21 protein-coding genes and 1 pseudogene are annotated in these 25,252 nt (G+C 45.3%); 5 read left to right on the top strand and 17 right to left on the bottom strand.

Annotated features, from left to right (window positions below; translation table 11 throughout):
• Nucleotides 1-6: 6 nt before the first annotated feature.
• From VIA_RS10400 to VIA_RS10390, 4 genes and pseudogenes are all read right to left on the bottom strand, one after another.
• Nucleotides 7-636, bottom strand: coding sequence for a bifunctional 4-hydroxy-2-oxoglutarate aldolase/2-dehydro-3-deoxy-phosphogluconate aldolase (locus tag VIA_RS10400; protein ID WP_004412949.1), 630 nt, complete (start codon nucleotides 634-636; stop codon nucleotides 7-9).
• A 76-nt stretch (nucleotides 637-712) separates the two neighbouring features.
• Nucleotides 713-814, bottom strand: a pseudogene (locus VIA_RS22495) (sugar kinase); the annotation flags it as partial.
• Nucleotides 815-895: 81 nt separating this feature from the next.
• Complete coding sequence (locus VIA_RS10395; RefSeq protein ID WP_004412948.1) at nucleotides 896-3,055, bottom strand: TonB-dependent siderophore receptor; 2,160 nt, start codon at nucleotides 3,053-3,055, stop codon at nucleotides 896-898.
• Nucleotides 3,056-3,190: 135 nt separating this feature from the next.
• Nucleotides 3,191-4,120, bottom strand: coding sequence for an AraC family transcriptional regulator (locus VIA_RS10390; protein ID WP_004416476.1), 930 nt, complete (start codon nucleotides 4,118-4,120; stop codon nucleotides 3,191-3,193).
• Nucleotides 4,121-4,331: 211 nt separating this feature from the next.
• Here VIA_RS10390 and VIA_RS10385 point away from each other — a divergent pair, with 211 nt between their 5' ends.
• Nucleotides 4,332-5,117: an HAD-IIB family hydrolase gene (locus tag VIA_RS10385; RefSeq protein WP_004412946.1), complete on the top strand. Its 786-nt coding sequence runs from the start codon at nucleotides 4,332-4,334 to the stop codon at nucleotides 5,115-5,117.
• Nucleotides 5,118-5,225: 108 nt separating this feature from the next.
• The gene (locus VIA_RS22350; protein WP_004412945.1) at nucleotides 5,226-5,399 is read left to right on the top strand and encodes a hypothetical protein; all 174 of its coding nucleotides are present in this window, start codon (nucleotides 5,226-5,228) and stop codon (nucleotides 5,397-5,399) included.
• A 101-nt stretch (nucleotides 5,400-5,500) separates the two neighbouring features.
• Here the strand turns inward: VIA_RS22350 and phnE (VIA_RS10380) are convergent, their stop codons facing one another.
• The 4 genes from phnE (VIA_RS10380) to phnD form a co-directional block, all read right to left on the bottom strand.
• Nucleotides 5,501-6,304, bottom strand: a complete 804-nt coding sequence (gene phnE / locus VIA_RS10380) for a phosphonate ABC transporter, permease protein PhnE (protein WP_004412944.1) — start codon at nucleotides 6,302-6,304, stop codon at nucleotides 5,501-5,503.
• Entirely contained in the window at nucleotides 6,304-7,107 is an 804-nt protein-coding gene (phnE, locus tag VIA_RS10375; protein WP_004412943.1) for a phosphonate ABC transporter, permease protein PhnE, read from the bottom strand. The genes phnE (VIA_RS10380) and phnE (VIA_RS10375) overlap by 1 nt, the downstream gene beginning before the upstream one ends.
• Nucleotides 7,095-7,880: a phosphonate ABC transporter ATP-binding protein gene (gene phnC, locus VIA_RS10370; protein WP_004412942.1), complete on the bottom strand. Its 786-nt coding sequence runs from the start codon at nucleotides 7,878-7,880 to the stop codon at nucleotides 7,095-7,097. Before phnC ends, phnE (VIA_RS10375) begins: the two co-directional genes overlap by 13 nt.
• A 100-nt stretch (nucleotides 7,881-7,980) precedes the next feature.
• Complete coding sequence (phnD, locus tag VIA_RS10365) at nucleotides 7,981-9,021, bottom strand: phosphate/phosphite/phosphonate ABC transporter substrate-binding protein (protein WP_004412941.1); 1,041 nt, start codon at nucleotides 9,019-9,021, stop codon at nucleotides 7,981-7,983.
• A 653-nt stretch (nucleotides 9,022-9,674) separates the two neighbouring features.
• Here phnD and VIA_RS10360 point away from each other — a divergent pair.
• A complete protein-coding gene (locus VIA_RS10360; RefSeq protein WP_004412940.1) occupies nucleotides 9,675-10,790 on the top strand; it encodes a M28 family metallopeptidase in 1,116 nt (371 codons plus the stop codon).
• A gap of 67 nt (nucleotides 10,791-10,857) precedes the next feature.
• Here the strand turns inward: VIA_RS10360 and VIA_RS10355 are convergent, their stop codons facing one another.
• The 5 genes from VIA_RS10355 to VIA_RS10335 form a co-directional block, all read right to left on the bottom strand.
• The gene (locus VIA_RS10355) at nucleotides 10,858-12,069 is read right to left on the bottom strand and encodes a glycerophosphodiester phosphodiesterase family protein (protein ID WP_004412939.1); all 1,212 of its coding nucleotides are present in this window, start codon (nucleotides 12,067-12,069) and stop codon (nucleotides 10,858-10,860) included.
• 210 nt (nucleotides 12,070-12,279) lie between these two features.
• A complete protein-coding gene (locus VIA_RS10350) occupies nucleotides 12,280-13,620 on the bottom strand; it encodes a sigma-54-dependent transcriptional regulator (RefSeq protein ID WP_004412938.1) in 1,341 nt (446 codons plus the stop codon).
• 2 nt (nucleotides 13,621-13,622) lie between these two features.
• Nucleotides 13,623-15,452, bottom strand: a complete 1,830-nt coding sequence (locus tag VIA_RS10345) for an ATP-binding protein (protein WP_004412937.1) — start codon at nucleotides 15,450-15,452, stop codon at nucleotides 13,623-13,625.
• Between the two features lie 421 nt (nucleotides 15,453-15,873).
• Nucleotides 15,874-16,722, bottom strand: coding sequence for a pirin family protein (locus VIA_RS10340; RefSeq protein WP_004412936.1), 849 nt, complete (start codon nucleotides 16,720-16,722; stop codon nucleotides 15,874-15,876).
• Nucleotides 16,723-16,836: 114 nt separating this feature from the next.
• Complete coding sequence (locus VIA_RS10335) at nucleotides 16,837-17,334, bottom strand: DUF2867 domain-containing protein (RefSeq protein ID WP_038210913.1); 498 nt, start codon at nucleotides 17,332-17,334, stop codon at nucleotides 16,837-16,839.
• 353 nt (nucleotides 17,335-17,687) lie between these two features.
• On the opposite strand from VIA_RS10335, the gene VIA_RS10330 reads away from it, so the two are divergent.
• The gene (locus VIA_RS10330) at nucleotides 17,688-19,982 is read left to right on the top strand and encodes a hypothetical protein (RefSeq protein ID WP_235801277.1); all 2,295 of its coding nucleotides are present in this window, start codon (nucleotides 17,688-17,690) and stop codon (nucleotides 19,980-19,982) included.
• Nucleotides 19,983-20,084: 102 nt separating this feature from the next.
• Here the strand turns inward: VIA_RS10330 and catB are convergent, their stop codons facing one another.
• The gene (catB, locus tag VIA_RS10325; RefSeq protein WP_004412933.1) at nucleotides 20,085-20,711 is read right to left on the bottom strand and encodes a type B chloramphenicol O-acetyltransferase; all 627 of its coding nucleotides are present in this window, start codon (nucleotides 20,709-20,711) and stop codon (nucleotides 20,085-20,087) included.
• A 193-nt stretch (nucleotides 20,712-20,904) separates the two neighbouring features.
• Here catB and VIA_RS10320 point away from each other — a divergent pair, with 193 nt between their 5' ends.
• Entirely contained in the window at nucleotides 20,905-22,200 is a 1,296-nt protein-coding gene (locus tag VIA_RS10320; RefSeq protein WP_004412932.1) for an alpha/beta fold hydrolase, read from the top strand.
• 76 nt (nucleotides 22,201-22,276) lie between these two features.
• On the opposite strand, the gene VIA_RS10315 is transcribed toward VIA_RS10320, so the two are convergent.
• The 3 genes from VIA_RS10315 to aguA form a co-directional block, all read right to left on the bottom strand.
• On the bottom strand, nucleotides 22,277-22,669 hold the full coding sequence (locus VIA_RS10315) for a hypothetical protein (protein ID WP_004412931.1): 393 nt from the start codon (nucleotides 22,667-22,669) through the stop codon (nucleotides 22,277-22,279).
• A gap of 324 nt (nucleotides 22,670-22,993) precedes the next feature.
• Entirely contained in the window at nucleotides 22,994-24,040 is a 1,047-nt protein-coding gene (argF, locus tag VIA_RS10310) for an ornithine carbamoyltransferase (protein WP_004412930.1), read from the bottom strand.
• 114 nt (nucleotides 24,041-24,154) lie between these two features.
• Entirely contained in the window at nucleotides 24,155-25,246 is a 1,092-nt protein-coding gene (aguA, locus tag VIA_RS10305; RefSeq protein ID WP_004412929.1) for an agmatine deiminase, read from the bottom strand.
• Between the last annotated feature and the right edge of the window lie 6 nt (nucleotides 25,247-25,252).

Here is a 25,252-nt window from a genome sequence, read left to right as displayed (position 1 = left end):
ATGTGATTACTCGGAAACGAGGGCAACCGCTTCACGAGTGAGCTTAGCCAGTTCGTCCCATTGGCCTGCTTCAATCAGCTTTTTATCAACCATCCATGTGCCACCACACGCCAGTACTCGTGGCACCGCTAAGTAGTCTTTGATGTTGGCAGGATTGATTCCACCCGTCGGCATTAAACTCACGTCGGTGTATGGAGCCAGCAATGCCTTAACCATGTTTACGCCACCTGATGCTTCCGCTGGGAAGAACTTGAGCGTGGTTAGGCCCATTTCTAAGGCCGCTTCAATGGTGCTTGGGTTGTTTACGCCCGGCACGATATCAATACCAATCTCTTGGCACGCTTTGACAGTATTTGGGTTAAAACCCGGTGACACAATAAAGGTTGCGCCCGCTTCTTTTGCTGCCATCGCCTGTTCTTTATTAAGCACAGTGCCTGCGCCGATCAGCATATCTGGCTGCGCTTCACGCAAGAGTCGAATTGCTTCTACTGCCGCTTCTGAGCGAAAAGTAATTTCTGCTGCTGGCAGGCCGTTTTCCGCCAACACTTTACCCAGTGGAATAATGTCTTGTGCATTATCAATCGCAATAACAGGGATAACTTTCAGCGCTTGTAGCTGCTCGTTTAAGGTAGGCATTGTTTTGTTCCTATTTGAATTTATTCTTTGCGGCGTCTGCGTACGTTGTTAATACATTATAGGGTTCATTGACACCCGATTCCGAGACTAAACACCCGTTAGCACCAAGTTTGACGATTACCGTCTTTACCCCAAGAGCAGTGAGCCGTTCGCAAGTTTGCAGAGGTGTATCATCTCCTCCTGACAACCCAAAATAGCGGCTTAGATCAGATAGGGCAGCCCATGATGAGCTGCCCATTTACTTGAGGTGTTTAAGAGCTTAAAACTCGTAATTCACATTTAGCTCGATTGACTGCTCCGCTCCGTACCAACAATTGTACTTGTCGTAGCAAGTGTAATTATCGGTATCAAATAGGTTGTTGATGATAAGGTTCGCTTGAGCACCGCTTAAAGAGTCGCTCGCATAACCTAAATCATAGCCAAGAGAAAGATCGACAACCGTGTATGAAGGGACTTTACCTTGGGTATTGCTCGCGTCCATCTGCATTTCGCCAACATAACGAGCACCACCGCCCAAGCGAGCACCGTCTAATGCCCCCGAGCTTACGTAATAGTTAGCCCAAAGTGTCGCCGAGTGTTCTGGTACATAAATTGGCGTCGTTCCTTGTAGGCCGTTGTCACCATCTTCGGTAATCTCAACATCTAAGTAGGTGTAGCTAGCCAGTACATCGACAGAGTCTGTTGGGTACCAACGCGCTTCAAACTCAGCGCCTTGTGACGTCACTTCACCGACTTGCAACTGACCTTGGTAATCGGCAGATGATGGGTCTGTGATAACCACATTTTCCTTAACGATGTGGAAAACAGACACGGTCGATTCCACTGCACCGCCTTCAGACTGGTACTTCACACCACCTTCGATTTGGCTGCCAGTTTCTGCTTCGAACGGTTCGTTAAATGCACTTACACCAGCAACAGGTTCAAAGCTGGTCGCATAGTTGATGAAAGGAGAGATACCATTGGATAGCTCATACAATGCGCCAACACGGTAAGAGAATTCACTTTGGTCAGCTTTGGTCTCGAAGCCATTGTAGTTACTGGTTGATTCATACTGGTCGTAGCGACCACCAGCAATCAACACAAGTGCGTTATAGCGCAACTGATCTTGGAAGTAGAAACCTAACTGCTCGACATCCACTTTATCGTTGCTAACACTGGTTGCTGTCAGTTGGCTACGATCAATCATGTTGTTGTTCGGGTTAAAGACGTTAAAGCCACTGATTTGACCGAAGGTCGTGTATTTCGCATCACCACTTAGCTGTTGGTAATCAAAACCAAACAGTAAGTTATGTTCAACATCACCGGTAACAACTAGCTTGGACAACTGGTTATCAATCACAAAGCCAGTTGAGCTTTCATCGGTGCTGTAGATGTTACGAGTTAACTCGCCAGTTTGAGCATTAAAATCACAGTAGCCGCTCGCTTCATCGCAGTAGTGATAAGTGTTTTCTTGATACAAAGACGCATCGGTATAGCGAGCGTTTTGTAAGAAGCTCCAACCACTCTCAAAATCGTGGTTAATTTTGTAGCCCAGCATCAGAACTTCACGTTCGAATGTACTCCAGTTCTTGTCTCCTGCTGACGTAGAAGATGAAATTGAACCAACTGGACTGTCAGTCACCATGCCCATAGAAGGCAGGGATGAGTTGATACCCAGCGACGGATCATTTTGGTAGTAGAGGTTAAAGTTGATTAACGTACGATCGGTCACTTGCCAATCTAGTGATGGAGCGAATACGTAACGTTCCTCTTCAGCGAAATCGACCTGACTATCTTGCTTACGAGCAAGCGCAATAACACGGTAAGATAAGTTGCTATCGCCGATTTGCCCTGTGGTATCAATTGAAGCTTCCATCAAGTTTCTAGAACCCGTCGCCACACCGACTGAGGTGCTGTCTTGCAACTGAGGGCTTTTAGCGATGATATTGACCATACCACCCGGTGGCATTGCACCATAAAGAACTGATGTTGGGCCTTTAAATACCTCAATCTGCTGAATCGCAATAGGGTCAATTTGTGGCTGTAAGTTCCAACCGTTTAAGTACTGAAGTGCCAAACCATCGTAGTAGTTAACGTTCTTGTTATCGAAACCACGAATTGAGTAGTTATCATACATGGTCACTGATGCACCTTTTTGCTCAGTCACTACACCCGGCGCATAGCGAAGCGCTTGAGATACGGATTTGACGCCACGCTGTTCAAGCAACTCACCATCAAGAACGGTAATGCCTTGCGGCGTTTCTTCTGGCTCCAGTGCGGTTTTGGTTGCGGTATTTCGATACGCCTTACCTAGCACAGTGATGGTTTCAAGTTGAGTGGTATCAGGGTTGCTTTGATCGGCTGCTAAAATGGGAGCTGAAAATGTCGCTAGCAACGCGAGCGCTACGGCTGAGCGCTTAAATGTCATCGTATTATCCATGTTGTTCTTCTATACCAATGCTTTTCTTTATTGAGAATAAATATCATTTGCATAATATAGGCAGACGGAAATTAAAGTTAACAATTTGGTGCAAGTTAACGAGAAAATGGCAGTGGAGAGGGTTTATCAAACAGCTTAAACCTTGGAGATCGGCACCCAATACTCCATCTCCGCATCTGGAGAATCCGCTTGGTAGTGTTGCGGGTATACTTCCAGCTCATAGCCATCAATACCGCGGTAATCAGAATTCGGTAACCAATGTAAAATGAACCACTCTAAGGTTTTTGGCAAAGTCTCTATCGGACCTTTATGTTTTACCGCAGCGTAAGTTTGCTGGGGAACATTCAAGATATCTAACTCGTCAGAAACCACGCTCGGCAATTGGGGCATTAGCGTGCTCTGGTGCAGCTCAAGCCCAGCCCAATAGAAAAGATTGCTGCCATCAAAAGCCGCTTTCGTCACATCAACGACCCCAAGTAGTTGGCCTTGAGGCACAGAGGAAGGGTGAACAATCGCCTCTAACTGCTGCCAAAGTTTTGGTACCACATAGGAAAAATCAGGCAATAGAGAGAAAAGCCCTTTAATCTCGCCTTTTACCCCCTTCAGAATAAAGGCTTCTTTGGTGTCGATTCGGACCTCAACAAACGCGAGCTCATTGGCGCCATTGATACTTACTTCAGACACTTCAATCGGCTTTTTCAGCCCTATGCGTTGGGCATTGTTGCGGTACGTTCTTGGACTGTGACCAAAAAATTGCTTAAACGCACGGCTAAAGGCAATTTCAGAATTGAAGCCCAGTGCGATGGCAATGTCGATCACTCTCTGATCAGAATCTAATAGCAACTCGGCTGCTGCACTAAGTTTTAATTCACGGACATAGTTGGCCACCGTCAACCCTGTCTCTGCCTGAAAGACGCGTTGTAATTGCCAGCGAGACCAACAGCTCTGCGCCGCGATATCTTCAAGTGAAAGCGGCGCATCCAGGTGACTGTGAATAAAGGATAAAACCTTACTAATACGATTAAACGTCGCTACCGCCTTCGCTGTATTAGATGCCTTTGCCACAATGCCCCCGATAAATTAATGATATTTCTAACACTACCAAGCTAGATATTGTACCAATGGTTATATAAAAATGATAACTATTTACAACAACGAAACGTTATTGCTGAAAAGTGAACCGTCACTGAGAATCCGTTAACTTTACTCACCTCACTGAAATTCCGTCATGGCTTAGGTAGACTCAACTATTCGCTCAAAAACACGATATGAATAGATGGAAAACGTACTTTCAAAGGATTGGAAAAACATTGAATGGGTACTGACTGACGTCGACGATACCTTGACTTGGCAAGGCAAACTTCCGCCAGAAACACTGATTGCTCTCAACGCTCTTAAGCAGCAAGGAATCAAGATTGTGGCCGTCACCGGCGCATGTGCGGGTTGGTGTGATCATATCGCGCAACTTTGGCCAGTGGATGCGGTACTGGGAGAAAACGGTGCTTTCACCTTAGAAAAAGGGGAGCACGGGATTAGCTTAACAAGCAGCGTTCCGCTTGAAACCATGCGCTCCCAACAAGCAGAACTAAAGAGCCAAGTCGAACAACTGCTGAGTCAATATTCAGATATCAACCTGACTCTGGATCAAGCGTACCGCTTATGCGAAGTCGCCATCGATATTGGCCAAAACCGCGAACCGCTTGACCCAAGGGTAATTGAACAACTTGTGGCCCAAATCCACCAACTAGGCGCCCATGCGACGGCGAGCTCTATTCACATCAACGCTTGGTATGGTGAACACTCTAAGCGCAACAGTGCGTTTGCCTACCTGAAAAGCAAAGGGCTCAACGAGCAAGAGATTTTGGATAAATGCTGCTATGTGGGTGATTCGCTCAATGACCAGCAAATGTTCGAGACACTGCCAATGACGGTCGGCGTTAAGAACATAGAGCATTATTGGCACAAATTGAGCCATAAACCGAGTCTTGTCATGAGTCAGCCAGGCGGCTTTGGCTTTTCTGAATTTAGCCAACAGTTGCTCGTACTCAAAAACGAAAATTAATACCCTACCAACCTCTCACTTTGAGCAATCATTGTGGACCTTCGCCTCTGGGTGGGTCACGGCTAACTATACTTTAAATAGGACGTCGTGATTCCAAGGAGGCAAGCCATGGACTTTACGGAAAAACTCAGACTCAGAGGCAAAGCTGAAGAAGACCTTTACTTCGCCCACGTAGATCAAGAGCTGATAGAAGCAATACATAACAACCCGCATTGGTTGGAAGAACACCAAACTCACCATCCTGATGATGAGCCAACTCTTGTCGACACTTTAAGCGAGTAACCTTTTTGACAAGATGCCAAGCTGAAAGGGATTGATAATGGATTAATTGAAAAAGGCAGAGTCCCCCCTGCCTTTTTGTTTTTGCTGTACACGGCTTAAGCTTAAATTAGCTTCTTACGTACATGCACGACCAATGCCTCAGCCAATACAACCACAGCGAAAATGCTCACTAGTACCATCGATACTTTCTGCCACTCAAATAGGTTTTGAGCATCATTTAGAACCACACCAATACCACCCGCACCAACCAAACCAAGTACAGCAGATTCACGCACGTTGATATCCCAGCGGAACAGCACAATCGAGAAGAATGCCGGCATAACCTGAGGCCAATAACCTTTCATCAAGATACTTGCCCAAGAAGCTCCTGTCGCTTTTAGCGCTTCAATGGTGCCCATATTGACTTCGGCAATCGCCTCCGCCAATAGCTTGCCCACGAAGCCAATACTACGGACTGCAATCGCCATAATGCCCGCCAGTACACCCGGACCAAACAGTGCAATGAAAAGTAAAGCCCAAACTAAGGAGTTTACTGAACGCGATGACACTAAGAAGAACTGCGCTATCCAGTTTAACGTTTTATTTGGTGTGATATTTGGCGCATTAAGCAATGCCAATGGAATTGCCAATATCAGTGTAAACAAGGTACCTAACGTCGCGATGTGCAAAGTTTCAATCAGCGCAGCATGGATGGTTGTCGGGTAGAAACCATAATCGAGCGGCACCATTCGACCAAACATATCCGCAAACTGCGCCGGCGCGTCGTAGAGAAACTCAGGAATGACTTCTACCGTCTGCCAAGACCATACAATGGCCGAAACAAAACAAAGGTAGGCTGCGAATCTTGCAATGCGCTCATTAAAGGTAAAACGTTGCCATTCTCTATCAATAGAAGCTGTCGTCATTAGAAGATTCTCCTTACTACATTAGACAAGAACTCACCCACTAGAATCAGCGCGATAATCGTAATCAGAATCGCTGCGACAAAATCATAGTCAAAGCGTTGGAATGCTGAAAACAGTGTCCCACCTAAGCCACCCGCACCAACGATACCGACCATGGTCGAGTTACGTAGATTTGAATCAAGCTGGTAACTGGAAAATCCGATGAAACGAGTAAATACCTGCGGCATGACCGCAAACAGAATCACGCTAATAAAGCTCGCGCCCGTTGCTCGGATCGCTTCCACCTGTTTAAAGGAGATTTCTTCAATCGCTTCGGCAAACAACTTGGCAATAAAGCCGATGGAGGCAAAGACTAAGGTTAAAATCCCGGCTAGTGCGCCAAAGCCTACCGCTTTTACAAACAAGATTGCGATGATGACTGGGTGGAAAGAGCGACATAAGGCGATAAAACCACGCACTGGCGTCGACACAATCGATGGCATCATGTTACGCGCAGCCAATAAGCCCAAGAACAACGATATAACGATGCCAAAAAAGCTCGAAATAATCGCAATTTGTAAGCTTTCCGCTAAACCACTGAGGAGTAGATTAGAGCGAGAAAAGTCAGGCGGGAACATACGAGAAAGTAAGCGTTCGCTTTCACCAAAACCAATAATTAATCTATCAAGCGTTAGATCTAAGGTTGCAAAGCTGTAGAACAAATAGGCCACGATAGCAACGACACCTAAACGACTCGCCCAAGACGTTTTAAATGGGTTTTCTACATTGATTGACGCAGAAGATGAGGAGCTTAATCCAGCCATGACTCACCTCCGTAAATGATCTTGAGATCTTCTTCACTGATGCCTTCAGGACTACCATCATAATGAACTTTGCCGTTACACATGCCGATAATGCGGTTAGCAAAACGCTTAGCCAAGTTCACGTCATGGATGTTCACCAGCACAGGGATCTGTTTTTCTTTGGCGAAGGTTTCCATCAACTCCATGATCTCAACCGCCGTTTTCGGATCGAGTGAAGAGGTCGGCTCATCTGCCAGTAAGATATATGGATCTTGCATGACAGCACGGGCAATACCGACACGTTGGCGCTGACCACCAGAAAGACTGTCTGCGCGCTGATTAGCAAAATCTTGTAAGCCTACGAATTCTAAAAGCTCGAACGCTTTGCGCAAATCTTCTTTTGAATAGTTACGACGCCAAGCATTCCATGAAGACATATAGCCCAATCGGCCACTTAAGACATTTTCAATCACGGTTAGGCGTTCAACTAAGTTGTACTCTTGGAAAACCATACCAATATGGCGACGTTGCTTACGTAGCGCTTGGCCTTGCAACTTGGTTAAGTCTTCCCCTTCGAATAAGATCTCACCGCTGGTTGGATCGTTAAGGCGGTTGATGCAACGAAGCAAAGTACTTTTACCTGTCCCTGATGGGCCAATGATGGCAATAATGCCCGGTTGGTCGATATCAATATCAATACCTTTAAGGATTGGCTTGCCTGCCACGTATTCATGAAAAAGGTTGTTGATCTTTATTCCGTCATACTTAGTTCTGTCACAGCTTGCTACAGCCATACTACTCTTCCTTTTTAATATCTTGAGCCTAAATTTAGGGTGTACGATGCCCCGAGCCCTACACACAAGGCACCGTACTTAGTCGTTATTGATTGAAGAATTACTGGTTGGTTGCTTGCTTCGCTAACTCTGCCGCTTTTTTCTTAGCGCGCTTCGCAGCATCTTTTTCAGCAAGTTTCTTCAGGCCCGCTTTGGTGTAAGCCGTACCTGTTGCGTGTGCGATATCACGGATCACCGCCCACTCTTCTTGGTAGGAAATTGGTGAGAAACGATCAGCACCTTTAAAGGCATCACTCATTTCTTCAGTAAAGCGATAGCTAAAGAAGGCTTCGTTAATTTTCTCTGCTAACTCAGGTTTTAGGTTGTACGCGTAGCCAAATGCAGACGTTGGGAAACGTGGGCTACGGTAAATGATTTTCAGCTCAGAATCATCAACACGACCTGCTGCAACCATACGGTCATAAACATCAGAGGCCACAGGCGCGGCATCGTAGTCGCCATTGAATACGCCTAGAATAGATTGATCATGCTTACCAGAGTAAAGCACTTTGTAATCTTGGTCAGGTACTAAGCCTTGTGCTGGAAACAGAGCGCGTGGCGCAAGGTTACCTGAGTTAGAAGAGGCCGAAGTGTGGGCAACTCGCTTACCTTTTAGATCCGCCATCCCATTAATGCCACTGTCTTTACGTACGATCGTCACTAGGTTGTAGCCTTGGAAGCCCGATTCATCCCCTTTTACGGCGATAGGTACGTAACCCGCTAGGTTTACTGCATAACCCGTTGGACCTGTTGAGAAACCCGCAACGTGAAGGCGACCTGAACGCATCGCTTCAACCTGAGCTGAGTTTGAGTGAACAGTGTAGTAGATAACCTTTTTGCCAGTAACCTTACTTAGGTGCGCTTGGAAATCGGCAAAAGCATCTTTATAAAGCGCTGGGTCTTCTACTGGCGTATACGTAAACACCAAGGTACTTGGGTCGATCCACTCGTTTGCATCCTTTGGCGCATCTGCCACTAAATCTTGGTTTTCATCACAGTATCTATCATCCAGTACCCCGCGAGTAGCACACTCACTTGCCATCGCCAGAGAAGGTAGCAGCAAAGAGCCAGCGATTAACAATCCATTTACACTGTTTTTCATATTAGAACCTTACATTCACGTTATTGTTGATGTTCCCTCTCCATATAGCAGGTGGCGTGCCAATATTTAAATCTTTATTTTTCAATAATTTAAATTGAATTCAAAATAACCAAAAACACTTTGGGTCATTGATGTCCAACGTTAGATAACGCATTTGGGTCATTTATGTCCCATAAATTTCACTCAGTGAATCTACGCTTCCTGCTAGTTAATCAAAGGGGGTGATAGCAAGCTGAGTAGATAATATCTGAATAAAACTTAATCACATGGAAAAATGCCGAACCCGTTTGTTAGCGAGATCATAGAGTGAATGAATAATTTAACTCGGTTATCTGCTCTGTTCACATAAATAGAATATCGACTGAAGATGTCGCATAAATATGTACCCACTCCTGTTAAATAACTAGTACCTCACCGCTATTATTCTTTTCTATCAAACAGTTATTTGGCATATAAATTCAACTTCTTGACCTTAATCTGCACCAAAATCAATGTTTCAATTTGAAGCATTTCACACAAATAAGCCATGCAGCGTGATAGCCTTCTCCTGCTCCCTAAAATAGGTAGCTCAAACCTATAAGCCGCAACTATGTGTTCAATTGGATATTGTCGACAAGCGGCAGATACTGCTCCTCATAGTCTAAGGATCTATTATGAAGAAGACCCTGTTATGCTCTGCACTCTTCACATTGAGTGTGTCTGGATATAGCTTTGCAACCGACGCTCCCACTACAACGAACTACAGTGATAAAGCGGTCAAATACCTTGCTCAAATTGCCGATGGCAGTGATGGGATTGGTGCTCGCCCAGCAAGCTCGGCTAAAGAAATTGAGACTGGCGAATGGATCAAAAACAAACTGACACAAGTAGGCTACGACGTAATAACCCAACCTTTCAGCTACGAGAAGAGCGGTAAAACTAAGACTTCAAACAACTACATTGTTGAAAAAGCAGGACTTTCAACAGACACCATCGTCCTCGTCGCACACTATGATTCCACTGGCGATGACCACGGATCATTAGGCGCAACGGATAATGGTGCGGGTCTAGCGGCCGCAACCGCCATCGCTGAAGCCCTTCATGCGGCGCAAGAGATCCCGTATACCGTTAGAGTTCTATTTGTCGGTGCGGAAGAAAATGGTCTCAACGGTTCTAAACATTACGTCACCGAGGCGCTCAAGAAAGGCCAATTAGACAACGTCATTGCCATGATTAACTATGACACTGTCGGCGGTGGCGATATTGTCTATGTTCACGCGGCACACTCTGACTACAAGCAATACCAGAAAACTTGTGAAGCGATTGGTCTTAGCGATAAAACCTACAATAAAGAGACTTGGGTTCGCGATGGCATGCTCGCAGCTTCAATTGATAGAATCGGTGAAGAGCAAAAGTATGTCGTTCACCCTGGCTTCCCGGGCTACCCAGCGGGAGAAACGGGCTCTTGGTCTGATCACGCGCCGTTTGCCTGTGCAGGCATTCCAATCGCCTATGTCGAGTCGACCAACTTTAATATCAACGGCGAAGAAGGCTATGACGGTTACTCACAGACCGAGAATCCACTGATGTGGGACTGCTACGATGCTGAGAACAAAACCGCTTGCGACCGCAAAACAGAAACCAAGTGGGGTAAGATTTGGCACACTGAGTTTGACCGCCTCGACAAGCTAGAACAAGCCTTCCCAGGGCGAGTGAATAAGCAGACTAAAAACAACGTCGAAGTGGTTGTTGAATACTTAACCAACAACAAATACTTCAAGCAGTCTTAGACGTTAGCGTTATTCCAATACAAAAAAGCCCGAGTTAACTCGGGCTTGTTTATTAGTGACGATAGAATTAGATATCCATACAGTTCGCGTAGTAGGTGACCGTTGAAGGCCAGTCACTGAACACACCAAGTACACCAACATCTTTCGCTAATACATCTAGCACTTTCATCATGTCGCCATCTTGATTGATCTGCTCAGTCACGGTTTGGTAATACCAACCGCCACCTTGCGCTAAAGGACCAGAGCGCTCTAATGTCCACGCGATAATATCGAGATCGGCTTGCTTAGCTAACTTAGCGTACTCTGACTGCACAATCGCATTCTTATCATCAAGTTGAATCAGTGCATAAAGCGGTGGTGCGATGATTTGCACGCCCTCTTTTGATAGCGCTTTCATGTTTTCCAACGTCGCGGTAAAGCCTTCTAGGTTGTAGACACGGTCATCTAAGTAGACCGCTTGTTTACCAAATTCTGGCTCGTTGTTAATCCAGTATTTCACATCATCAAGATTGAATGACTGCACATAAGCATCTTTCGCTGAGAAGCCAGCCTCCTTTAGCTCATCAACTAACTTCTGCGCATAATCCGCTTGGCTAAAGCCTTTGTATGGCATATCAACTGCCGCTGACTTCAGCTCTGGCGTCACCTTCACACCATGCTTTTTGAAAAGCTCAGCACTTTCAGCATGCGTCATCAAAGTACCCGTTTGCGAGTAAAGATCGGTACGCCAGCCCGGAGTGCCATTCATGTACTCTTCAATCGTAGTTGCTTTCGGATTCGCACCATCCATTTTGCCTTTAAGGGTTTTGAATTCCGCCAACGTGAAATCTGATGTACGACATTCCACTTGCGCATCTTCACCTGTTGCTGGGTTAGCAGGTTTAAACGGCACAGAGCACTTTTTAGCCAACTCAGGGTGAGCAAGAACGTCGGTTGTGGTATGCAAATCGCTTTGTGAATGACGACAGACCAGTTCTTTATCTTTAGTGAACGTGACGTCACATTCCAAGACACCTGCGCCCATCGCAATCGCTGCTAGATAAGACTCTTTAGTATGCTCAGGAAACTGCATGGCAGCGCCGCGGTGGCCGATAGAAAAGTCACTACGATAAAATGGGCCGGCTTCGCAGCTTTCCAATTTGGTTTTCAGTGGTCCCTCTTCCATATCACTCACTAGGTATAATGGTCGAGGACCGACTTGAGCGGGTTCATTGCTCGCCATAGCAACTGAACTAACACCTAACAAAAGTGCGATACCACTGGTTAAAATTTGCTTCATCTGTTGATTCTCCTTGCAGCAAAATAGTTTTGTTATAAGGCTCAGTTTGTCGAAGTTGTGGTTCGCCGTTAGCGAAACATTCCCTCACTTCTAACTAAGCCAATTGTCTAAATAGCACGCAGCGTGCCAAAAACTTTTCACTTATAATTCAAACAGATAAATATAATACTTTTATTAAACTTCTATGATGGGTCAATTATGTCTTGTCGGTTATGCTTTGAAGTTCTCTTTATCGAGTTGATGCTTTTTCATCTTACGATAGAGGGTCTTACGTGGCAGATTGAGTCGCAGTGAAACTTCATTGATGTTGCCGGACATTTCAATCAGCGCTTCGGTCAGTACGTTGCGCTCATATTGCTCCATTTGTTGCTCAAAGGCGAACGCATCATTCCCTTGAGTCGGAGGCGCTTGCAGATCAAAACCCTCGCCAACAATCCCGAGTACAAAACGGTCAGCGACATTTCTTAGCTCACGAACATTCCCCGGCCAATCGTGGCGACATAGCTGCTGAATTTGCTCAGAGTAGAGCGTTGATGGGCGGGTTTTATACTTCTGACTCGCTTGGACCACAAAGTGTCGAAACAGAGATTGAATATCTTCTTTGCGTTGCCTTAGTGGAGGTAAGTTTAAACTGGCAATGTTCAATCGATAGAAGAGGTCAGCGCGAAACTCACCTTGTTTACTTAGCTCAGCCAAATCAGCTTTACTCGCTGCCACCACAACAATATCGACCGGAATTAAGCGGTTACCGCCAACACGTTCGATGACTCGCTCTTGGATCACGCGCAGCAATTTAATCTGCACTGCGATTGGCATACTCTCTATTTCATCAAGGAATAAGGTTCCGCCATGCGCTTGCTCTATCTTGCCGATACGCTTTTTGTTAGCGCTGGTAAAGGAGCCTGCTTCATGACCAAACAGCTCACTTTCAATGATGCTTTCAGTCATCCCGCCGCAGTTAATCGCAACAAAGGGGTTATCGCGGCGCTTTGAATATTGGTGCAGAGCGGAAGCAATAACCTCTTTGCCAGTGCCCGTCTCGCCATTAATAATGGTATCGACCCCAGTACGCGCGAGTGCGAGCACTTGAGTTCGCACCATCTCCATTTGGTTAGAGACACCGATCACCACCTCTTCAATCGGCAATTGCTGAGATTCGTTCGCCGCCTCAGGAACGTTACGAATATGAGTAACGGCTAAATCGAGTTTTTCAATCAGCTCATCGCTTTGCAGCGGCTTCTCAATAAAATCAAATGCGCCCAGCTTCATCGCCTCAATCGCCATAGGAATATCGCCATGGCCACTCATTAATATCACTTCGCACTTTGGAGCTCGACTTTGAATCGTATCAAGCATGGCTAAACCATCAAGGTAGGGCATGCGTACGTCACACAGCACCACCTGTTTGCTATCTAGTGATAACGATTTCAGGCCAAGCTTAGGATCGGTAAAACTCGTCACACTGAACCCTTCTAGCTCTAGCATCTCACTCACCGCTTCAACCACATCCAATTCATCATCAATGAGGGTAATGTTCTTTTGCATAACCATGGTTATCTGCCTTGTTCTAGATGTACAACAAACTCACTGCCGATATTGAGCTGAGAGTTAACTCGAATCGAACCACCAAAATCCTTGATGATGTTAAATGCGATGGAGAGGCCTAAACCTAGGCCCTTACCCACCTCTTTCTGGGTGTAAAACGGGTCAAATATATGGGGGATATCTTCAGCTATAATCCCTTTGCCATTATCTTTCACTGCGATTGTCACTTCGTTATCCGCACACTCTACACATACAACGATTAATGGCTCAGAGCACTGCTCTACGGCATCAATGGCGTTGCTGATGAGATTCACCAACACTTGTTCTAAACGTATTGGGTTCGCGCGTACGCTTGCCTTTGATGACAGAGTACAATCTAGGACGATCGGGATCTGTTTGTTGGCAAACAGCTCGATTGCATCATTCACAACGGGCATTACGGCAACCGAAGAAATCTTGCCATCACTCTTGCGCGAAAAGGCTTTAAGATGATGAGTCAACGCCGCCACCTTGCCCAATAAAGTTTCAATCTTAAGTAAATTCTGCGTCGCTTTGTCGGCGCGATCTTGCTCTAGCCATTTCTGTGCGCTGCGAGTATGACTGCTGATCGCGGTGAGCGGTTGATTGATCTCATGAGTAATTCCCACGCTTAACTGACCTAAGGCAGCCAACTTACCCGCTTGCACCAGTTCGTCTTGTGTCACTCTTAACCGCTCTTCAGCCATGCGACGCTCTTCGACCTCTGCTTCGAGTTTTTGATTGGTCTTTTTCACCACTTTGGCGGTCGCTTGGAACACCTGTAGAGACTTTGCCATTTGAGTGACTTCGTCATGCCCTTTGAGCTCTATTTGGGTGTCTAAGTGCCCGGTTGAAATCGCGAACATGTCGTCTCTTAAATTGAGCAATCGCTCCAAGATATTTTTGCGCACATAGAACCAAGCCACGCCTGCTGCGGCAAATAGGCTGAATACCGATAACACCAACGAGAAAGTGCGATTCGAGGCAAGAGACTTTTGAACTTGAGCAATGGAGGAGTCGATTTCAAGGTTAACGTTGGAGGTATTACGCTCAATTTGAACCGACAGTTGATGCAAGTATTTGCGGCTGTTCTCCAGCAAAAACTCTTGTTGGTAATAGTGCTCCAACGCCTGATTTTTGAGCTGAACTAATCGACTAGAACGAGACGCTAAAGTGTAGATAACCGATAACTTTTCATCCAACGCAGGTAGCGACTCAGCAAGCCCACTTGCCAACCACAAACTAAACCATTCTTGGCCAAGTTGCTCCAATCGATAAGTGGTGTAATCCAACTCATTAAAGCTACCATCGTTGTACAGCTTTTCGACCAAACCTAACTGGTAGAAAAGCAGTGCTTTAAGCTGGCTATACTGAAGGCGAGATTTTTGGCTCTCTGGCAGGTTATCGAGTTCTTCACTGACTTGTTGCAACAGAGGATAAAAGCCTTCCAATAAGTTGCGCAGCTCTTTATTTAATTGTCGGGATTCTTCGCCACTTTGGTAGAGCAAACTTAAGCTGTTACTCACCTGCATGATCAAATCTTTAAAATAGGCATGGTATTCAGGAAAGTGGGCCAGAACCAGATTCATACCATTGATGCTCTCTTCGATGCGCTCCATCGCATGACGACGCTCTAGGTTAGAATCTGCGGCAACCAGCTGGGAGGCGTCGGTAATCACTAGGCGCACCATATCATTAAGGCGCGCCGCCTGTTCTAATGCGGGTATCTCTTTTTCTTTTAGATCGACTAACGCCAGTTCTAACTTGTCGTAGGTGGTCGAGCTGTACAACGCCAAAAACAAGGTCGTCATCGAGAGCATCGCAAGTGCTAATCCAAGGCGAACTTCAATACCGCGCCACTTGAACTTGCTACGGGGACTATTCTTTCCGATTGGTTGAGTGCTACGCACATTTGGTTCTTGGCTAGCGTTCTGATTCACAAGGATATTCTCTACGACTGAATAAAGCGCACTGGTTTGCACTTCAGTGCGCTTAACAAATTACATAAAACATCACTACATTTTATTAATAAAGTCGTAAGTATCAGATTTGTGGAATCGGTGGTGAGAAATTCTGTAATTCTTGAAGTTGAGTCTGAGAAGGTCTTACTAAAAAATAAATAAAAAAAGCCACTCGAACATCGAGTGGCCAATCAAAAATAAACAGGCAGTGGATTGTTTATTTTTTCGCAGTAGAGCTCAAATTGAGTTCCAAACTTCTTCTCTGTGTCTTCCGAAAGCATTAATACGTTTCGAACACACCTGAATTGTAATCTTGAATAGCTTGCTCTATCTCTTGCATGCTGTTCATTACAAATGGTCCATAGTGAACCACTGGTTCATCGATCGGTTGCCCAGAAAAGACCAGTGCGCCACTATTTTCTTGTGCCTCTAATGCCAACCGTTCACCTTTGCTTAGCAGCACTAATTCGCCTTGCTTTATACGCTGCTCACCAATAACCAACTCCCCTTTATAAGCATAAACCATAACGTTAAATTGCTCCGGAAGTTCTAGGCTCGTCATTTGGCCTTGATTCGCTCGCCAGTCAGTCACGCTAAGCTCAACACCGGTTTTATCGAGAGGCCCATGCAGTACTTGACCATCGGCAATGATCGAACCCGCTAGCACTCGCAGCAAACCATGTTGCTCAGTGGAATGCTCGGTGATCGTCTCCGGCTGGAAGTCAAAGTATTGTGCTGGCTTCATTTTGTCGCGCGCTGGCTGATTAATCCAAATCTGAAAGCCGTGCAATTCGCCCTCTTCCATAATTGGCATTTCACTATGAATCACACCTCGCCCTGCAGCCATCCACTGCGCCCCACCAGAACGAAGCTCGCCGACATTGCCCATATGGTCTTTATGTTGGAAGTGACCTTTCATCATATAAGTCAGCGTTTCAATGCCGCGATGAGGATGTGGAGGAAAGCCTCCTACATAATCTGAACGCTGATCGGACTTAAGCTCATCGACCATCAAAAATGGTGAGAATTGAGCATTATTGAAACCCGCTACTCGTTGGATTTTCACGCCGTCACCATCAGAGGTCGCATGCGCTCGGATGATTTGATTAATTGTTCTCACGTTGCTCATAACAAAGCTCCTTGATGTCACTCTTGACTGAATGACCTCAGTTTAGCGCTTTGATTTAGCAACATGAGCGGAGGGATTAGAGCTAGTCGTTCGAAAAAATTGAATAAGGAAATATCAACGAGCAATTAAGCTATTTAATGATTTCGGCACGATCACTTTATGTACTGGCGCAACAAAGAACATATACACCTTGCCAAAGGTATTTTTAACATGCACCACTGTAGTGGCATGTAACGTCACTTGATTGCCATTAGGTACTAACAGGAATGACAAGCGTACATTGAGGTGCTTATCGCAATCTTCCACCACGACTTCATTATGACGTAAACTAACAATCGAGAAAATACCGACCTGATCGCCCACTTTGTAATCCTCAACGGGTTTGTTTTGATCGAGATCCGCCATCCGACCTAAATGCTTTAAACCAAGCTTAGACACAATACGATTGCGTAAATCCATTAAAAAGTTCACCCATTTCGGTGTGCGACTGACCATCTCGAAGTAAATTTCTAATGCCGATTCCCCTCGATATGAAAGCTCAATTGAATGGCTATCCGCAAAATAGGATTGGGGAAGATAAGGGTGAATATCAGCATTAGCAGGCAGTTCCATTGGCATTTTTTGCTCCATTTATCATCAATCAATCCACCTTATCCAACACCGCATTCAAAGCAAAGGCGAGGTTGCTCAATCCCTCGCCTTGTCTCACCAATAATACGTACTAGTAAGCGAATGGATCATCAAGCTACTACACCGTATTTCCTACTATATCCAGAATAAACTGACTTGTTGCTTTGGGCATTTTTTGAAAAAATTCGGTTGAAAAAAAAGACAAATAACAAACATATCAGTTAGCGATTAAGGTATCGAAATATCATCGTTCGTTCACCGTTAACTCTGAAGGTACTGGTTAAATGTTCCTCTTTCTACCTTCAATTTTTTTCCCAAAATTCAGGTTCAATGAAATGCAAATTAGGACTGTTTTCTCAACTCTCTTTTGCCTGTTATCGTTAACAGGCTGCGATTTCGACCAAGAACGAAATGAAGAGCCCAAAACGACTGTCACAGAGATAACGTTTAGTGAAAAAAAGCTTTCATTACCGTTGGGCGTCAGACATGCCTTAAAGGTAAACGCGGTCTTCTCAGATGGACGTATTGACGACATCCCCGGCTCCCCAGAGGTAACGTTTTTCGTTGACGACACTCAACTAGCTTACCTTGATAATGGCAAAAACAACGTCGTCGTTGGGCAGACGATTGGCAAAACCTCAATTCGCGCACGTACCAAGCTCAACTCAACGGAACATCAAAGCAGTATGACGTTGGTCATCACTCCCCCTATCATAAAAGAACTTTCTTTGGAGTCAGCATCCACAGCAATAACTGCCGGTGTCCCTCACATACTGCAAGTCATCGCGACAATGTCCGATGGTTCTCAAGTTAATGTTACGGACAACTCAACTCTAGAGTGGGAAGTTGATCAAAGTGGTATCGCAGAGATCACTTCATCTAAAGGCGGGATAGTTGTTACCGGAATTGAAAAAGGCGAAGTCAGCATTTCAGTTAGCGCTAACTCTTTCACTTCGACAATCGCCAGCAACAAAACGTTTACCGTGATACCTAAAAACTTTGCGATTAAGCTGAAAAAGGATGCTCTATCTCCTCTAGCTCGCTCCGTGTTTGCAGGCTATGACATTGATGATGTAAAAGTTCGACATAACGATTCGACAAGCTTTGATTTGTTAAATGCAACACCGCGCTATCTGAACAATCCATTGGTCACCATAAATCAACAGCACTTTCGAATTGATGCAGTAATTCCTCCATTTCAAAGTGTGCGTTTCGACTTGCCTACATGGTTTGATGAACCAATCATCTCTGCTTACTTTGTCGAAGAGCAGCCTTTGTTTAAAGCCCATGTGCGATCTTATGCGGATGTCAAACCCAACGATGATAAGTACGCGCAACCAACAGAAGAAAACGTCTATCAATATGAAAAAGAATTGCGCGGCTTTAAGCAGTTAATGAATAACTATGACTATAACCATCGATTTATCGGTTTCATTCAAAACTACATGAACTCAAAAACGCGCATGGTTCGACATCAAGATCATTGGTGTGAAGTAGAAACGCAATTACCCTTAACTCGTTCAATAGAGAGTAGCTCTACTGACTTTGCCAAATTCAAAGGTAATGACAGCTCACCACAAACATTGAAGCACGTCAGCCTGATTGCGAATAAGCCAAGTGCGACATACACGATGCTGACCCGAGAAGCCAACGGAGTGGCGACCATTGGCGATGGATGGCTAAGCGTACGTGACTATAGGTTGTTTACTGAAGGCGCAACATCACCTAAAACAACCTACCTGCACGAGAAGATGCATAACCACGGTTTTGGTCACTCTGGCGGCATGACTTATGGCTATCCATCTGATACGGGCACATTTGTAAATCGTTATTGGGAGCAGTTTTATGAAGATGGTGCAGTAGAAGCATCGACACCAACGCTCGCAAGTCGATACGAGCTCAAAGATCTTGGTGAGCAATTTAAATTAGAGATTTCGTTTTTGGATAAGAGCTCATCAGGTTCATCAAACAAAGGTATTGATAAGTTCATCTTACTCACCACCTCATTGCCTGAATTGAAACATAGCTACGTGGTTGATGATCAAAACAACGCCAGCGAAATTTTTCCACAGATCAATCCTGGCTATGACCATACGTATCTGTTCAACGATATCGCAAACATCTCAGCTCAAAGCATAAGTGAGGTCAACGCCAAATCTGCTCCATCAAAATTAGCCTTTATTTTTGATAAGCCACAACAAGCAAACCAAAACAATATCCCTGCGTCGATTATCTTCATCGGTGGTAGCGAAGCCGATACCAAGCAGCAAACCAATCTTGTGCTCAATTATTCAGGCTCAGGAGGATTCGTCAGTGAAAGTGGGCAGTACATCTATCTATTGAAACAGTGGAATAAAAATGACAATAACGTTTTCGTGAATGAGGTAAATACTTACTCTCCTTCTGAAGCCGAACAGATTTGTAAAGATAGAGGGCTCACGCTAGGAACCTTAACACCGTTTCGTTCAGATGAGATGATGGCTTTTCAAACCAAATATCAGAAATACGGCAGCCAAGTGGGACTTTCACATGAAACAGGATCGCCAATAGCTATCTCCGTTCCCACTACTTATCGCCCAAACACGATCAAAGAAGTAGAAAAAGGCGCGGTCATCGTGTGCAGTGAATAATCGGTCGTATACTCATGAGCGACATTAATATCTACTAAATAAGACAAAATAAAGGCGAGGAGATTCAATCCCTCGCCTTGTCTCATCAATAGTACGTGCTAGTTATCGAATCTTCTGTTGCCAGTAGTCGTAAAGACCATCGATGTCAGCACTGCTCAGCAGCTTCATTGCTCCAGCCAGTTGTTCATCTGACCAATGCCACCACTGCATTTCAATCAACTTGTCGATCTGCTCAGGAGAGAAGCGAAACTTAATGTGCTTCGCTGGGTTCGATCCGACGACTTCATATGGTTGGACATCTTTGGTCACCACCGCTCTGCTCGCAATGATCGCCCCATCACCGATGGTCACACCGGCCATGATCATCGCCTCTGAACCTATCCAGACATCGTTACCAATCACAGTATCACCTGAGCGCTGAAAGCCATCTTCTGCGCCTACAAAATGTTCATTATTTTGATAGAAAAATGGGAACGTGGTTACCCAATCAGAGCGGTGGCCTTGGTTGCCAGCCATCATAAATACCGCGCCAGATCCGATGGAACAGAAATTACCAATGATGAGTTTATCAACGTCGTCTCTGTCCGGAGTCAAGTAGCGAGCGCAGTCATCAAAGCTATGTCCATGATAATAGCCAGAGTAGTAACTGTGGCGCCCAACGATAATATTGGGGTTGGTTATTTGTTCAACTAGGGGTTTGCCAGCAAATGGCGATTCAAAGTAGTTCATAGTTTCATTCTTTTAGTTAGTCTCTTTGAGGTCTATTGACCTAGCCTGTTTAGGATATGCCTAAATTTGATGCCCGTCACTCTACTTTCGCCGCCGTTGAACTAAGCCCGCACATCATAAAACTTACGTTGGTCTCGGTATGTCATCAGGTTAAGATAAGCCGTCTAATAGTCATGGAAGTTAAAACATAATAATGAACGCTCAAGAATTTATTGATGCGGGAGTTAAATACACCCCGCACACTTTCCAGTTGCCGCTGGACTATGCAAACAAAGATGCCAATACCATCAAAGTGTTTGCCCGCGAGCTATCACTGGTTGCCGATGGTGACAGCAACAAGCCTTGGTTGGTCTACTTTCAAGGTGGACCAGGCTTTCCGTCACCGCGCCAAAACGGCCACAGTGGCTGGGTGAAACGTGCCCTGCAAGATTACCGTGTGTTACTACTCGACCAACGTGGTACGGGTAACAGCAGTGTCATCAACCACCAAACACTGGCTCACCTAACTGCCGAGCAACAAGCTGACTATTTAAGCCATTTCCGCGCGGATAACATCGTGCGTGACGCCGAAGAAATTCGTAAGCAGTTTGGCGTTGAGCAGTGGTCTATTTTAGGCCAAAGCTTTGGCGGCTTTTGCTCGCTGACCTATCTTTCTCTGTTTCCTAAAAGTCTGGCGCGCAGCTTCATTACCGGCGGTGTACCTTCAACGACTCGCCATGCAGATGATGTGTACCAAGCGACGTTTAAACGCACGCTACAAAAGAACCAAGCGTTCTTTCAGCAATTTCCAAAAGCGCAGCAGCTATGTAAGCAGATTGCCGATCATCTGATTGAAAATGAAGAGTTGCTACCAAACGGTCAGCGTTTCACAGTAGAACAGTTCCAACAAATTGGCATCAATTTCGGCATGAGTGATACGTTCTTGCCGACCTACTACGCACTTGAAAATGCCTTGATTGATGTGAACGGTAAGTCTCAACTGAACTATGAGTTCCTCAATAACATGTTGATGGAGCAAAGCTTTCAGACCAATCCTATCTACGCGATTTTGCATGAGTCGATTTACTGCCAAGGCTTCGCTTCTAACTGGAGTGCGCACCGCGTCCGTCAAGACAACCTAGCATTCAACTATGACCCTAGTAAGCCATTCTTGTTTACTGGCGAAATGGTCTTCCCGTGGATGTTTGACCAATACCAATGCTTAAAGCCGCTTAAAGAGGCCGCTGAATTACTAGCAGCAAAAGAAGATTGGACACCACTGTATGACGACAGTGTACTGGCACAAAATAAAGTGCCTGTTAGCTGCGCCGTCTACGCCGATGATATGTTTGTGGAAATGGACATCAGCCGCGAAACACTGGCAAAAATTCCAAACTCAAAAGCATGGATAACCAACGAATATGAGCACAACGGCCTACGCGCTGACGGCGAACGTATTCTCGATAAGTTGATTGCAATGGGTAATCAAACTGCGGTGACTTTGGTATAAATAAACGCCATATGTAATGCAAAAGCCCTGAACTTGGTTCAGGGCTTTTTTGTATGTGCTGCTCACTCAGGACCAATCACCAGTGATCGGTAGCGAAAATGCCAAAAGTAATCATATTCAATGTGTCGGTAACGCTCTCTATCGACTTAATCACTTGCTTGGTCGGTTCATTGTTAAGCAAGTAATGGCTTTTTTCACTAGCCGATTTGTTGTGAATATCCTTATTTTGATTCTCTATTACTTGTTCAGTTTCAATGAGTTGATGTTCTGTCTGAGTGTTTGTATTTTCGTCATCATTTGCACTAAGGAGCATCTTGGAATCATCGTCAGATAATGGCTCTGAATCTGCCGTTAAGTTAGGCTGAATTTCTACACCTGTTGACGCCTTATCTTCGTTGCTCAACCTCTTCTCATTCTGCTGAACTTCATTGCTTGCAGAACAAGCGGCTAGGAATAGAAGGCTAACCATAAATATGATTCTACTTCTCATCATATTGATTACTTATGAATTAATAAAACGCCGTTCAATTGTAAGTTTCTTGGCTTTAAAGATCCAGTGGTAATCAGATTAAACTCAAGGCTCCCTTGTTGAGATTCCCTACTCGCTCCTTCGTCACTCTATGGAATGACGGCAAGCAGAAGTCCCCAAGAACACAAAAGCCCCAACACTAGGTTCGGGGCTTATTAACTTCAATTTACACCCTTGGCGAAGGGCCTTCTCTGTTCGGTACAAAACTATCCATTTGTATTAGGACTCCCATTGATGGTGAGAAAACTCCATCCAAAGCTTCCTCTATAAGGTGCTTAAGAAACTATTGATCTTCTCTTCATGATGCTTGATGGTTTCTTGCGTAGGGATAACCGAGTCCTTATGCGTGAAGTAAACCAAGATAGCCATTTGAGCCGTTAGACGGTTTTCAGCCTCATCGAATGCTACGGAGTATTCACTCTCTAGCGCACCACGAGTCACTTCTTCTTTGTCGTTTGCAGGCAAGCAATGAAGAAGCATCGCGCCAGGTCGAGCTTTCGCCATCAGCTCTTCAGTGATGACGTAGTCCGGCATAAATGCCGCCAAGCGTTCTTCTTTCTCGTCCATTTGAGTAACCCAGTAGAAGCTGTCGCCGTAAACCACATCACAGTCACTGATACGTTCCACGTCATCGGTAATTTCAATCGTACCGCCAGACTCTTCACAGAAGTTGAGCGCCATATCAATCCATTCTTGCTCCATTTGATACTTCTTAGGACCAATTTGCTTAAAGCCCATGCCATATTTGGCACAAGTCAGCATTAAGGAACGGCACACATCCGTAGCATCCCCCATAAAGGCCAGTGTTAAGTCAGACAGCTTACGTCCGTCAGTAATGTGCTCTCTGATGGTATAAAGGTCAGCCAGCATCTGGGTTGGGTGGAAGCGTGTATCAAGGCCATTGATGACAGGCACTGTCGACATGTTTAGCAGACCGTCCAAGGTTTCAGGGCTATTGGTACGAGCCATGATGACGTCACACATACGCGATATAACGCGAGAGGTATCATCAATCGACTCTTTGCCACCTAGGTGAATGTCTTTCGGAGAAAGGAACAGCGCGTGACCACCCAGTAAAGTTGCGGCTACTTCAAACGACACCCGAGTTCGTGTAGAGCCAGCTTCGAAAATCATACCCACTGACTTACCTTTAAACAGTTGTGGAATCGCGTTGTCTTTACGTGCCTGTTTTAGGTAAGTCATTAGCTCCATCATGTTATCCATCTCTTCAACAGAGAAGTCTTTCATTGACACCATATGCTCAAGGTTTGCTTTGCTTAGTTCAGTCGCGCTAGAAGAAGGTAATTTCATAATATGTTCCTATTTTTCGTCGTTTCACGTTTTCGTTTGAGTCGATCTCGTGATGATTTCGTTTTGGTTGGATTTAAATTTTTCTGTTTTTATGTTTGAGGCGATGGCCTCAAGTTAGATTCTTGGTACTTGTTGAGTAATGCAGTGAATATTGCCGCCACCGAGTAAGATCTCTCGCGCTGGAATGCCATTCACTTCATAGCCCGGATAGATCTCTTCTAGGATTTCAATTACATCGTCGTCATAGCGTTTATCGAGCAGTGGCAACACAATTTGTTTGTTTGTAATCAGGTAGTTGGCGTACGATGCGGCTAACCGCTCACCCGCTTCACGCTCCATCCCTTCAGCAATATCAATCCCTGCCGCTTCGTCAGCAGACATATACAAAGGACCTGGCATTGGCAGCTTATGTACTTTGATTTCTCGCCCTTTAGCATCGGTTTGGCTCGTGATGTAGTCATACGCTTCTCGACTGATGTCATACTGAGGGTCGTTTTCATCATCACACCAAGTCAGTACCACTTCGCCCGGCTTTACCACATGTAAGATGTTGTCTACATGACCATTGGTTTCATCGTTATAAAGGCCACGAGGTAGCCAGACCACCTTCTCGACATTGAGGTGTTCACACAGCACTTCTGTCAGCTCTTGCTTGCTTAAGTCTGGATTGCGGCTTTCATGCAGCAGACACTCTTCCGTTGTATAAAGCGTGCCTTCGCCATCAACATGGATTGAGCCTCCTTCCAATACGATTGGCGCTCGATATCTTGAGTCTCGGATGGTTTCACACATCTTTTGTGCGACTTGATTGTCTCTGTTCCAAGGTGAATACAAGCCATCGACGAAGCCCCCCCAAGCGTTAAACTCCCAATCAACACCGCGACGCTCACCATTGTCATCCACGACATAAGTCGCTCCAATATCACGCATCCATGAGTCATCGGTTGATACTTCAAGAACTCGAATATCTTCGGGTAAACGAGACACTGCGTTGTCGTACTGAGCTGAGCTCGCGAGCATCGTTACTGGTGTGGTTTTGCTAATCTGCTTAGCAACATCTGAGAAAACTTTCTGCGCTGGCTTTGCACCATCACGCCAGTTATCCGTACGCTCCGGCCAGGCCATCCAAATTTCATTGTGTGGCTCATGCTCACCCGGCATTCTGAAACCATCATGTTTTGGTGTGGTATCAATTACTTTTTTCATTGCTCT

Origin of the sequence: Vibrio orientalis CIP 102891 = ATCC 33934, assembly GCF_000176235.1 — a bacterium.
In the GTDB taxonomy this organism is placed as follows: domain Bacteria; phylum Pseudomonadota; class Gammaproteobacteria; order Enterobacterales; family Vibrionaceae; genus Vibrio; species Vibrio orientalis.
Note: the sequence above shows the minus strand (reverse complement) of the source record. Positions and strands in the feature narration are given on the sequence as shown.